Source organism: Novosphingobium sp. B-7, assembly GCF_000410615.1.
GTDB classification, from domain to species: domain Bacteria; phylum Pseudomonadota; class Alphaproteobacteria; order Sphingomonadales; family Sphingomonadaceae; genus Novosphingobium; species Novosphingobium capsulatum.
Genome location: NZ_KE148459.1, coordinates 1 through 312, shown reverse-complemented (window position 1 = coordinate 312; position 312 = coordinate 1). Strand labels below are relative to the sequence as shown.

General features: G+C 71.2%; 1 pseudogene. It reads right to left on the bottom strand.

Annotation, left to right across the window (positions count from 1 at the left end):
* Nucleotides 1-312, bottom strand: a pseudogene (locus H926_RS33725) (ABC transporter permease); the annotation flags it as partial.

Here is a 312-nt window from a genome sequence, read left to right as displayed (position 1 = left end):
AGGTGGATGGCCTGCGCCAGCTTTTCATCCACTGATACCAGCGGTTCGCCGCGATAGCCGGCCGGCCACCAACGCCCGGCGGTCAGGACGTTGCCCTCGGGCAGGGCATCGGCAAAGGTCAGCCCGCGATCACCGCGCAGCGCCCAGGCATCATCGGGAATGCGCACCAGATCGGCAACGCGGATCATGTGATCGGCCGGGCCGAACGCCACGATCGTGCCGCGCATCGCCGGCACGGTGCGGATGCGCGCAGCAGGCGCCGCGCCGCGCACCACGCGTTCAAAAGCGGGCAGGCCGGCGGGCGGCACGTCG